This window comes from Streptomyces sp. NPDC055078 (assembly GCF_053607985.1).
In genome coordinates this window covers 1-11,029 of the sequence record NZ_JBSGUP010000249.1, presented here as the reverse complement: position 1 = coordinate 11,029, position 11,029 = coordinate 1, and the positions used below count along the sequence as shown (strand labels likewise).

The following is an 11,029-nucleotide window of genomic DNA, read 5'->3' as shown; positions in this document are numbered from 1 at the left end:
GGGTGGGGCTGGGGGGGGCGGGCGGGGGGGCCCCCCCGCGGGCGGGGGGGCGGGGCCGGGCCCCGGCCCCCACGGCCGGGACCGGGCGCCAGGACAGGCGGCAGCGGCCTAGCGGGCGGCGGGGACCCAGCCGAGGCCCCGTTCGATGGTGGCGGCGCATCGCAGCAGATCGGCATCGGCGTGGGGATGTCCGACGAGCATCATGCCGATGGGCAGACCGTCCGCCTCGGCCAGTGGCAGCGAGAGCGCCGGGTGCCCGGTGAGGTTCGTCTGCGCCGTGTTCGCCAGTACGTCCCAGCCGCGCAGGACCCGTTCCGCCTCCGGCATCCCGGCCGCCACCGGGTGCGGGAGGCCGGGCGTCGTCGGCATCAGCAGGAAGTCCACGCCGGACAGGGCCCGCCGGTACCCGTCGACCAGGACGGAGCGCAGGTTCTGCGCGGTCGCGTACCGCGCGCCTCGGTGGTGCTCCCGCAGATACGCCCCGGCGACGAGTACCGCTTTCGCGGCGACGCCGAGGTGCTCCGCCTCCTTCTCCCAGTTGTCGCTGATCGCGCGGGCGAGTTCGGGCCAGTAGCGGCCGGACCACTGGTAGCCGTTGCCGCCCGAGTCCAGCAGGGCGGACCAGCCCTCCACGGTCGTGCCGAAGCACAGCGGCCCGGCGCTCGCGTGCTCGGGGAGGTCCACGTCCCGTACGGTCGCGCCGAGGCCGCGCAGTTCGGCGGCGGTGGTGCGGGTGGCCCGGGCGACCACGGGGTCCACCCCGGAGCCGTCCGCGAGCGCCTCCCGTACGAGACCGATCCGTACGCCGGTCAGATCCGCGGGGGCCTCGGCCACGGCGGCGGGGTAGTCCGGAACCGCCGATGTCCTCGCGCCCGCGGATTCGGGGCCCGCAGTGTCGTCGCCCGCGGAGTCGCTGTCGTCGGGGCCCGCGATCACCTGGAGGACGGCCGCCAGGTCGGCCACGGTACGGGCCAGCGGGCCGAGGTGGTCGACGGTCCGGTCGATGCCGACCGTTCCGGTACAGGGCACCAGCCCATGGGTGGGTTTGAGGCCGAGCACACCGCACCATGACGCCGGGACGCGGACCGAGCCGCCCTGGTCGGCGCCGATGGCGATGTCGACCGTGTCGTATTGCAGGGCCGCCGCGCAGCCCGAGGAGGAGCCGCCGGCCGAGCGCGCGGGGTCGTAGGGGTTGCGCACGGTGGTACCGGGGCGGCTGTCGCCACCCGCGCTCAGCCCGAACTCGTCCATGGCGGTCGTGGCCACGATCCGCGCGCCCGCGTCCAGCAGCCTCCCCGCGACCACACTGTCGCGTTCCGGTACGAAGCCGTTCAGCAGCGCGGAACCGGCGCTCATCGGCACCCCGGCGACCGCGATCGAGTCCTTGACCACGATCCGCTTGCCGTGCAGCGGGCCGTGCCCGGCGGAGTGGACATCGGTCCAGTGGGTGATGGCGTTGAGCGGATCGTCGTCCCCGGTGGGCGGGGCGAGGATCTCGCGTACGCCGCCGGGGCGCGGTGGAGCGGGCGGGGCGGGCAGGTCCCCGACGACGTCCAGGATTCTGCCCGCGAGGCGGACCACGTCCGCGGTCTCCCGGCCGGTGAGCGGCAGACCGAGCCGTTCCGCCTGCCGCGCCACCTCGGGGGGTGTGATCGAATTCGCCCGGCTCATCGGGTTCGGCGGGTTCGCCTGGTTCAGCGGGGTCAGTGGGGTCAGTGGGGTCGTCCGGTTCGTCGGTGGCTTCGTCATCCGAGTGCCCGTCCCGCCGCCACCGCCGCCGGGTCGCCGCCCCGGAAGGGCTGACGCGCCCAGCCTCGGTCCAGCGCCGACATCTGCTGCATATCGATCCGGATGCCGGTGAAGTGCCAGTCGCCGCCGATCTTGCGGAAGTCGTCCTCGTACCAGCCGGTCATGATCACGGCCTCAGGGCCCGAGTCGCCGTCGGTCATGGTCGCGAACTCCAGGAGGTCCCATCTGCCGTGCGCGGTGAGGCCGTCGTCGGCGATGTCGATGACCGGATTGACCATGAAGTGGGCCGCCCACGGCATCATCCCGGCGACGCCGGAGAACCACGCGTGGATCGCGCCGTGGCCGCGGTGCTCGCCGAAGACGTTGCTGCGCCAGACCACATCGCCCTCCGGGGCGTACAGGGCCATCAGGGCGTCGGGGTCGGCTCCGAGGTCGCAGGTCCTGGCGTAGACGCTCTTCAGTCGCTCGATGTCCTTGATGTCTTCCAGCCGCTGCACACGGGCCAGCAGTTCCTTGGTCATGAGGTGATCCTCTCTCCCGCCGGGGCGGCGGTCGTCTCGGGTGGGGCTTCGGTCTTGCACAGGGACTTGCAGGCGCGTTCGGACGCACAGCACACGGAGCACACGGCACCCCGGTGGAACGGGCAGGTGACGATGTCGGCCGCCGCGTGCTCCTCGGCGCAGACGACGCACGCGACCTGGCCGGGTGCGGGGTGGTCGGTGGCCGTGGACGCGGCCGTGTAGTGCCGTCCCCCGGTGGCCAGCGCGATGACGGGCGCCAGGACGAAGGCGATGGCGGCGGAGATGAAGGGCGCGAGGGTCTTGCCGAACGGCCCCGCGATCCCGAAGGCCAGGGGCACCGTCAGGACCAGGGCGCCGGTGATCGCGCCGATGCCGACCGGGTTGACATGGGGCAGCCTGGCCCGCCGGTACTCGTACCCCTGCGGGGAGATACGCAGGAGTCCCTTGTTGATCACGATGTCGGAGACGACCGCGGCGATCCACGCGGTCATGAACACGGCGCCGAAGGTGAGGACCGCGTTGAGCCTGCTGTAGAGGTCGCCGAACATGAGCACGGTGCCGAGGCCGACGGTGAGGACGACGAACCAGTGCCGTCCGGGCGTCACCCTGAAGACGCGGTTGAACAGTCCGGCGAACTGGAGCGAGGCGGAGTAGGCGTTGCTCAGATTGATCCGGAGCTGGGTGGTGATGACGAACACCACACCCCACACGCCGAACACGGCGGGCAGATACCGTCCGGGGTCGGATTCCCCGAACCGCAGCGACAGCCATGCCCCGAGCAGTGTCGGCCCCAGGAAGGTGGCGGCGGCGAACACCGGGCCGACGATGAACGCGCCGATCCGTCTGCGTTTCGCCGGTATGAAGCGCCCGATGTCGGCGGCTACGGGGATGGTGCCCGCGACACCGAGGGCGGCGGCCATCACCTGGAGGATCGCGGGCCCGGCGTCGGGGCTGCTGAGCGCGGCCGGTTCGTAGGACCAGAAGTCCACGGATACGGAGGTGTCCGCCGCGTTCCAGATCGTCAGGGCGAGGAAGACGAGGAACACCGGAAGGGTGATCCACATGAGGATGTTCATCAGCCGCATGCCGTACCAGGCCAGCGGAATGAAGATCCCGCCGGTGGCCAGATAGACCACCCAGGACGGAATGTGCGGCCACTGGGCCATGACCGCGTTGGCCATGATCGCGCCTTCGAACGCGAAGAAGATCAGGGTGTTGAGGGTGTAGATGAGCGAGGTGCCGGTGGAGCCGAGGAATCCGAATCCGGCGCCCCTGGTCAGCAGGTCGGACGCGAGGCCGCTGCGGGACGCGGCGCTGGTCCACAGATAGGCCAGCACGCCGACGACCAGGGTCGCCGTGCCCATGCCGATCAGAAGGTTCCTGGTGCCGTAGGCGTGCACCAGGGTGCCGCCCCAGGAGAAGAAGAACATCGCCGTGGTGATGCCGAACATCACCCCGAAGAGGGAGAAGACGCTCCACTGCTGGTAGCCGGCGGGGACGGGACGCAGTGCGTAGTCCTCCCGGTTTTCCGACCAGTCACTGTCACTGTCGGTCGTCGCTTGCATGGGGACCTCCGTAGCGGGATTCACCAGGCGGGGGTGCCGAAGGTGGGGAAGGTGTCGACCCGGTCGAGGTAGGTGCCGAAGCCGACGTCCAGGCGGACGCGCCCGAAGCGGGCTTCGACGACCTCGTCGCAGGCAACGAGGTGGAGCGGATCGGCGGCCGAGGGTACGAGGGAGACCTCGCCAGGTCCCGTCCAGCCGTCGTGGGCGCCCGTGGTGCGGAACGGCACCCGGACGATGCGGTTCACATCCCAGCCGCGCCCTTCGGCGCTGGGGATGAGCTTGAGCGTGAAGTGGCGGGCGAACCACGCGGGGATGGGGTCGACGGGCGGGGCATCCGGCGCGGCGGGCGGCGCGTGGCCCGTGACCGTCACCACCTCGATGCCGCCCGCGGTGACGATCCTCCCGGTCACCCGGTCGGCGCCCTCCTCCAGCGTCACCGAGCGCGCCTGCTTCTTCGGCAGCCCGAAGACCTCCCGGCCGAGCGTGCCGTGGTTGAGACCCTCGATGAAGAAGGTGAGGGGGTACGCCCCGATCTCGTCCCCACGGCGGCAGCGCACGGACACCCCGGCCTGCATATACGGCGGGCGCTGCTCCACGCTGCCGTCCGGCAGGGTGAAGGCCGCCCCCATGAACTCGGCGACCCAGATCGCGACGCGCGGATCCTCGGTCGGCCGCAGGGGCGCGGGCAGCAGTTCGGCGATCGTCCGGGGCCGGGTGCGGTACTCCACCGTGAGCCAGCGCAGGCTCACCGACTCGCTGCCGACCCCGTACAGCGGCGCGAACGCCGGCATGGCCACCGGCGGCCGGTCCTTGGCCGCACCCCGGGCCGTGTCCTGCTGCCCGGCGCCCGGCGCCGCGTTCTGCCCGGTGTGCCGATCGGCGTTCTGCCCGGCGCTGTGTTCCGCGCTGTGTTCCGCGCTGCGGTCGGCGTTCCGGTCCGGCGGTCCGGCGGTCCGATCGGCGCTTCGTTCGGCGTTCCGAACCGCGTTCCGATCCGCGTTCTGTTCGGCGGACATCTCCTGGCCTCCCGTTCAGCCGGCCGGTGCCGGGACACGTACGGCCGCGGCGATCGCGGAGGTGATCGCCCCGACGGACGGAATGACGGCCTCCGCGAGGACAGGCGCCGCCGGGATGCGGACGGGCGGGGTGCCCACGCGGACGGGCGGACAGCGCAGGGCCACCCCGGACTCGGCGACGGCGGCGACGATCTCGCCGCCCACTCCCCCGGTCGTGTGGGCCTCGTGGACGACGGCCAGGCGCCCGGTGCGCTCGACACTGGCCAGCACCGCGTCCAGGTCGAGCGGCCGGATCCAGCGGGCGTCGATCACTTCGGCCTCGATGCCCCGCCCGGCGAGCGCGTCGGCGGCCTCCAGCACCCGGTGCTGCATCGAGCCCCAGGTCAGCACCGTCACATCGGAGCCGGGCCGGCGGACGGCGCTCCCGCCGATGGGAGCCACCTCCCCGCCCAGCCGTACGTCCCGCTTGCCCGCGTGGTACAGCGTGCGGTTCTCGATCACGATCACCGGGTCGTCGCACCAGATGGCGGAGAGCAGCAGGTCGTACGCGTCCTGATGCGTCGTCGGCATGCAGACGCGCAGCCCCGGCACATGCGCGAAGAACGCCTCCAGGCTCTGCGAGTGCTGGGCGCAGGCACCCGGTGCGCTGCCCTGCTGGGTACGGACGGTGATGGGCGCGCTCAGCCTGCCGCGCGAGATGTAGCGGACGTTCGCCGCCTGGTTGACCAGCTGGTCGAGCGCGACCAGCGAGAAGTCCGCCCACATGATCTCGGCGACCGGCCGCCGGCCGAACATGGCCGCGCCGACGGCTCCGCCGAGGATCGCGGATTCGGAGATGGGGGTGTCGAAGACCCGCTCGCCGAACTGTTTACGCAGCCCCTTGGTCACCCCGAAGACGCCTCCCGGCGCGGCCACGTCCTCACCGAACAGGAGGGTCTCCGGCCGCTCGTGCAGGGCACGCGACAGGGCGGCGTTGACGGCTTCGGCGTAGGACAGGCGCTTGGTCCGCCCTTGCCGGTCGGTCGGCTGGGACAGGCCGGTCGGCCGGGGCAGGTCGGTCGGCCGGGGCAGGTCGGTCGGCTCGGGCAGGTCGGCCCGCTCGGGCATATCGGTTTGTTCAGGCATGGAGGTGCTCCAGTACGGTCGCGGGATCGGCGGGCTCATCGGCGAGCGCGCGGCGGGAGGCTTCGGTGATCTCCGTACGCACCCGGTCGGCGGTGTCGGCCAGCTCCCCCTCGGTGACGCCCGACTCCCGCAGTACGGCGACGAGGCGGCCGATCGGTTCGGCGGCGATGGCCTGGTCCAGCTCCCCGGCCGGGCGGTAGTGCTGCGCGTCCCCGATGTAGTGGCCGACGATCCGCTGTGTCATGGCCTCCAGCAGGACCGGGCCCTCGCCGGCGCGCGCCCGGCGCACGGCCTCGCCGACGGCCTGCCGTACGGCGTGGGGGTCGTTGCCGTCGATGCGCGCCCCGGGCATTCCGTAGCCGGAGGCACGCTTGAACAGCTTCTCCACCCGGACCATGGCGGCGATCGGGGTCAGTTCGGAGTAGTGGTTGTTCTCCACCAGGAAGATCACCGGGAGGCCGCGCACGGCGGCGAAGTTCATGGCCTCGTGCACGGCGCCCTGGTTCAGCGCACCGTCGCCGAACGCGGCGAGCGCCACCCGCCCGGAGCCGTCGAAGGTGGCCGCGAGCGCGGCCCCTGCGGCGATCGGCGCACCCGCGCCCACGATGGAGTTCTCGCCGTACATGCCGTGGTCGGGGGCGGTCAGATAGGCGGAGCCGCCACGTCCGCCGTTGATGCCGCTCTCCCGGCCGAGGAGTTCGGCGAAGAGCGGATACGGCGGTGCGCCGCAGGCGAGCGTCCAGCCGTGACCCCGGTAGGTGGGGAACACCGCGTCACGGCTCAGGTCGAGCGCGGCACAGGCTCCGGCGTAGATCGCTTCCTGGCCGTTGCACAGATGCACGGAGCCGACCACATCACCGGCCGCCCGCAGCCGGGCGACCTCCTCCTCGAAGTACCGGATGCGCAGCATCGGCTCCAGAAAGCCGAGCAGTGTGGCTGTTTCGGGCATGGGGGTATCCACGGTCCTTTCCTCGTACGGGTTCCGCTGTCGCCGCGGGGGCGCGCGACAGGTTCGGCGACCACAGCCGGTGCGGGCTGGTGGCAGGGGTGGTAGCAGAGGGGCTCAGCCGGTACGGGCCGGGGGCAGAGGGGCTCAGCCGGTACGGCCCGGGGGGCAGAGGGGCTCAGCCGGTGGAGGCGGGTGGCACGGGGGCTCGGCCGGTGACCGGATCCGCCGGCTGGGCGGAGGGCACGGTCAGCCGGCCGGTGCGCAGCAGACCCGTCGCCATGGACGCGGCGGCGCGCACCTCGGTGGTGAGCCAGGACTGCCGGTCGGGGAAGCGGCTCACGGGGACGGAGACGGTGAACGCGCCGGCCGGGGAGCCGGCGCTGTTGAAGAACGGCGCGGAGACGCAGCAGACGCCGTCGCTGAACTCCTCCAGGTCCAGGGCGTATCCCTGTCGGCGGACCCGTGCGAGTTCGGTGATGAGCAGGTCGTGGTCGGTGATGGTCCGGGAGGTGACCGGTTCCAGTACGACGCCGTCGAAGAGGGCGGTCACCTGATCCTCGGGCAGGAAGGCGAGCACGGCCTTGCACGAGGCACGGGCGTGGAGCTGTCCCGTATAGCCGACGTCGAGGTTTCCGACGCTGAGGTGGTGCAGGCCGGACAGATAGTGCTGGAGGATCAGCGTGCCGTGGTACCAGCCGGAGACGTAGGACGTCTCGTGTGTTCTGTTGTGCAGTCTGGTGAGGACCACGGCCAGTTCGGGGGACGGTCCGGACCGGCGCTGGAGATGGCGGCCGAGCGAGGCGGCGCGGGGGCCGACGTCGTAGTGGCCGCCGGGCAGGCGTACCAGGTACTCCCCGGCGAGCAGGGTGCGCAGCAGGTGGTAGCAAGTGCCGATCTTGATGCCGAGCTGTCGGCTGAGCACCTTGGCGGTGGCCGTGCCGTCGGCGGCGGCGACCGCTTCCAGGACGTGCAGGCCGCGCTCCAGCGTGTGCAGTACGGTGCGGCGGTCCGCGCCCGGCCCATCTCCGACCGATTCACCCTTTTTGTTCCGTTCACCCTGTTCGCGGGGCGCGCGGCCGGTCATGACGGAGCCCGGTCCCAGTCGGCCGGGCGAAGCCGGGTGAGGGCGAGGGCGAGCACTCCGGCGGCGTCGACCACGGCGCTCTCCTCGATGAACTCGTCCGGGCCGTGCGCCCTGGTGACCTCGCCAGGACCGAACACCGCGGTCGGCACACCGGCCGCCCCGAAGAACGCGGCATCGGAACCGGCCGTGAATCCCGTCAGCCGCTCCGCGCCGGTCCGCACCCGCTGCGCGGCGGTGAGCGCGGCGATCAGACCGTGGTCCCCCGGCGTCTCCCAGCCGGGCAGGCCGTCGTGGTCCCACCGCACGACGGGGGGATGGTCCCGCAGCCACTCGTCCCGCGTGGCCACGTCGGCGACGACGCGCAGGAACGCACGGCGGACCTCGTCGAGGGGCTCGCCGGGGGCGACGCCGATACGGCCGGACATCGACGCGCGGTCGGGGACGGCCGCGCGCCAGTGGCCGGCGCTCGCGGTGCCGACGGCGAACGGGATCGCGGTCGGCACATCCGCGAACAGGGGGTGCCGGTAGGCGTCGCCGCGCCGGTCCGCCAGGGCGGCCAGGGCCTCGCGCAGCCGGATCAGCCGGTCGAAGGCGTCCACGCCGCGCCACGGCGCGGAGGTGTGCGCCGACAGCCCGGTGACCTCGACGGTGAAGAACAGCAGGCCCGTGCTGACCGGTACCACCGCGCCGCCCGTGGGTTCGAGGACGATCGCCGCGACCGGCTCCGGGACCTCGCGGGCGGCGGCGCGGGTTCCCACGCCCGTCGTCTCCTCGGCGACCACCAGTTGCACGGCCACGTCGAAGCCGAGGTCCACGCCGAGGTCCTCCAGCGCCGCGAGGGCGAAGAGCCCGGCCGTGATGCCGCCCTTCATGTCCACGGATCCGCGCCCGTGGATCCGGCCACCGGCCCGTACTCCCGCGTACGGCGGATGGGTCCAGGTGCCGTCGTCCAGGGCGGGCACGACGTCGACATGGCCGTTGAGCACCACGCACGCCCTCCCCCGGCGCTCCGGGTACCAGGCGATGATGTTCTCGCGGTGCCCGGCCCGTGGCTCGTCGTCGGCCAGGCCGGTCGGGGCGATCGGCTGCCGGGTCACCGGCCACCCACGGGCGGCGAACCAGTCCGCGTACAGACCGGTCACCCGGTCCTCCCACCCGCTCTCGCTGGCCCGGCGGACCCCGGCGCACAGCAACTGCGCCATGTCCTCCGCCAGGGCCGTCACCCGGGCCAGCACCTCGGCGTCGCTCGGTCGCCGTGCCATCTGCCCACCTCCTCGTCCGTATGCCGTCGCGGTGCCGCACACTCTGCGCCGCCGCTCACCGGAACCGCACGGGACATGAACCACAATTTCGACTATCTGAAATGAATGTGCAAGGAGGTGGGTGAATCGCCCACCCGCTGTCTAGCGTGAGGCCACCTCGGCACCGGGCCGGGGACCGCGGGGCTGAGCACCCCAAGGCCGTGAGCTGCGAAACCGCGCGCCGCGAGACCGTGAAGTGCGAAGCCGTGAAGTGCGAAGCCGTGAAGTGCGAAGCCGTGAAGTGCAAGACCGTGAGCTGGGAGGCCATGAAGTGGGAGGACCCGTGGGACACGCGGATCTGCTGGCACGGCACCGCCGTGTCATGCCGTCCTGGATGCATCTGTACTACGACGAGCCGATCGAACTGGTCCAGGGCTCGGGCCGCCGGATCACCGACGGCGAGGGCCGGGAGTACCTCGACTTCTTCGGCGGTCTCCTCGCCACCATGGTCGGCCACGACATACCCGAGATCACCGAGGCGATCCAGGCCCAGAGCAAGCGGCTGCTGCACTCCTCGACCCTGTATCTGATCCGTTCGCAGATCGAACTGGCCGAGCGGATAGCGGGACTGTCCGGCATCCCGGACGCGAAGGTCTTCTTCGTGAACTCCGGTACGGAGGCCGTCGAGACGGCGATGCTCCTCGCGACCCAGCGCCGCAGGTCCAACCAGGTGCTCGCCCTGCGCGGCAGCTACCACGGGCGGTCCTTCGGCACGGTGGCCGCTACCGGCATCCGCGGCTGGTCGGCGACCTCGCTCAGCCCCGTCCATGTCACCTACGTCCACAGCGGCTACCGCTACCGCAGCCCCTTCGGACACCTCCCCGACGCGGAGTTCACCGCCGCGTGCACCGAGGAGCTGCGCACGATCATCGAGACGTCCACCTCCGGCGACGTCGCCTGTCTCCTCGCCGAGCCCGTGCAGGGCGCGGGCGGGTTCGCGACCCCGCCGCCCGGGTTCTTCGCCGCCATGAAGGAGGTGCTCGACGAGTACGGCATCCTGCTGGTCTCCGACGAGGTCCAGACCGGCTGGGGCCGTACCGGCTCGTCCTTCTTCGGCATGGGAGCCCATGAGGTGACCCCGGACGCGATCACCTTCGCCAAGGGGCTGGGCAATGGGCTCGCCGTCGGCGGCGTCGTCGCGAGCCCCGGGCTGATGGACAGCCTCACCGCCAACTCCATCTCCACCGCGGGCGGCAACCCGGTAGCCATGACGGCCGGGCTCGCCACTCTCGACTATCTGCTCTCCCACGGCCTCCAGGCCAACGCCGACCGCGTCGGCAAGCGGCTGCTGACCGGACTGCGCGCCATCGCCGAGGACTGCCCGCTGGTCGGCGACGTACGCGGTACGGGCCTGATGATCGGGGTGGAACTCGTCCTGCCCGGTACGAGAACGCCCGACCCGGAGGCGACCACCGCGGTTCTGGAACAGGCCCGCGCGCAGGGGCTGCTGATCGGCCGGGGCGGTCTGCTGGGCAATGTCATCCGCGTCACCCCGCCGATGACCGTCACCGACGACGAGGCGGACGAGGCGCTGGCAGTGCTCCGGGGCGTACTGACGCGGGTGAACGCGTCGGTCACGGACGGCTGAGCGAGCCGCCCCCGGGCCGGAGCGGCTCTCCGGCGCCCGGAAGAGCCGGCGCCAGGAAGAGCTGGGGGCGGGGAGAGCCTGGACCCCGAAGAGCCGGGGCCCGGAAGATCCAGGGGCGGGGAGAGCCGGGG

At 72.1% G+C, this 11,029-nt stretch carries 9 protein-coding genes; 1 reads left to right on the top strand and 8 read right to left on the bottom strand.

The genetic code is table 11. The annotated features are described in order from the left end of the window. Positions 1-108: 108 nt before the first annotated feature. From ACWF94_RS21090 to ACWF94_RS21055, 8 genes are all read right to left on the bottom strand, one after another. Positions 109-1,749 carry an amidase family protein gene (locus ACWF94_RS21090; protein ID WP_453490390.1) on the bottom strand — a complete coding sequence of 547 codons (1,641 nt, stop codon included), beginning with the start codon at positions 1,747-1,749 and terminating at the stop codon, positions 109-111. Then, positions 1,746-2,270 carry a nuclear transport factor 2 family protein gene (locus tag ACWF94_RS21085; RefSeq protein WP_453490387.1) on the bottom strand — a complete coding sequence of 175 codons (525 nt, stop codon included), beginning with the start codon at positions 2,268-2,270 and terminating at the stop codon, positions 1,746-1,748. The genes ACWF94_RS21090 and ACWF94_RS21085 overlap by 4 nt, the downstream gene beginning before the upstream one ends. Beyond that, complete coding sequence (locus ACWF94_RS21080; protein WP_453490384.1) at positions 2,267-3,835, bottom strand: purine-cytosine permease family protein; 1,569 nt, start codon at positions 3,833-3,835, stop codon at positions 2,267-2,269. Before ACWF94_RS21080 ends, ACWF94_RS21085 begins: the two co-directional genes overlap by 4 nt. Positions 3,836-3,855: 20 nt before the next feature. Then, positions 3,856-4,851 (bottom strand): acetoacetate decarboxylase family protein, encoded by a 996-nt coding sequence (locus ACWF94_RS21075; RefSeq protein ID WP_453490381.1) that lies wholly within the window; start codon positions 4,849-4,851, stop codon positions 3,856-3,858. A 15-nt stretch (positions 4,852-4,866) separates the two neighbouring features. After that, on the bottom strand, positions 4,867-5,976 hold the full coding sequence (locus ACWF94_RS21070) for an alpha-ketoacid dehydrogenase subunit beta (RefSeq protein WP_453490378.1): 1,110 nt from the start codon (positions 5,974-5,976) through the stop codon (positions 4,867-4,869). Then, positions 5,969-6,925 (bottom strand): thiamine pyrophosphate-dependent dehydrogenase E1 component subunit alpha, encoded by a 957-nt coding sequence (locus ACWF94_RS21065; protein WP_453490375.1) that lies wholly within the window; start codon positions 6,923-6,925, stop codon positions 5,969-5,971. The genes ACWF94_RS21070 and ACWF94_RS21065 overlap by 8 nt, the downstream gene beginning before the upstream one ends. Before the next feature lie 175 nt (positions 6,926-7,100). Continuing rightward, positions 7,101-8,009, bottom strand: coding sequence for an IclR family transcriptional regulator (locus ACWF94_RS21060; protein WP_453490372.1), 909 nt, complete (start codon positions 8,007-8,009; stop codon positions 7,101-7,103). Next, positions 8,006-9,271, bottom strand: a complete 1,266-nt coding sequence (locus ACWF94_RS21055) for a M20 family metallopeptidase (RefSeq protein WP_453490369.1) — start codon at positions 9,269-9,271, stop codon at positions 8,006-8,008. The genes ACWF94_RS21060 and ACWF94_RS21055 overlap by 4 nt, the downstream gene beginning before the upstream one ends. Before the next feature lie 361 nt (positions 9,272-9,632). On the opposite strand from ACWF94_RS21055, the gene ACWF94_RS21050 reads away from it, so the two are divergent. Further along, entirely contained in the window at positions 9,633-10,898 is a 1,266-nt protein-coding gene (locus ACWF94_RS21050) for an aspartate aminotransferase family protein (RefSeq protein ID WP_453490393.1), read from the top strand. Positions 10,899-11,029 lie beyond the last annotated feature (131 nt).

Bases quoted from the DNA above. Each gene is read 5' to 3' on its own strand.
- ACWF94_RS21060 (WP_453490372.1), bottom strand. From the start codon at position 8,009: ATGACCGGCCGCGCGCCCCGCGAACAGGGTGAACGGAACAAAAAGGGT.
- ACWF94_RS21075 (WP_453490381.1), bottom strand. From the start codon at position 4,851: ATGTCCGCCGAACAGAACGCGGATCGGAACGCGGTTCGGAACGCCGAA.
- ACWF94_RS21050 (WP_453490393.1), top strand. From the start codon at position 9,633: ATGCCGTCCTGGATGCATCTGTACTACGACGAGCCGATCGAACTGGTC.
- ACWF94_RS21055 (WP_453490369.1), bottom strand. From the start codon at position 9,271: ATGGCACGGCGACCGAGCGACGCCGAGGTGCTGGCCCGGGTGACGGCC.
- ACWF94_RS21080 (WP_453490384.1), bottom strand. From the start codon at position 3,835: ATGCAAGCGACGACCGACAGTGACAGTGACTGGTCGGAAAACCGGGAG.
- ACWF94_RS21065 (WP_453490375.1), bottom strand. From the start codon at position 6,925: ATGCCCGAAACAGCCACACTGCTCGGCTTTCTGGAGCCGATGCTGCGC.
- ACWF94_RS21090 (WP_453490390.1), bottom strand. From the start codon at position 1,749: ATGACGAAGCCACCGACGAACCGGACGACCCCACTGACCCCACTGACC.
- ACWF94_RS21085 (WP_453490387.1), bottom strand. From the start codon at position 2,270: ATGACCAAGGAACTGCTGGCCCGTGTGCAGCGGCTGGAAGACATCAAG.
- ACWF94_RS21070 (WP_453490378.1), bottom strand. From the start codon at position 5,976: ATGCCTGAACAAACCGATATGCCCGAGCGGGCCGACCTGCCCGAGCCG.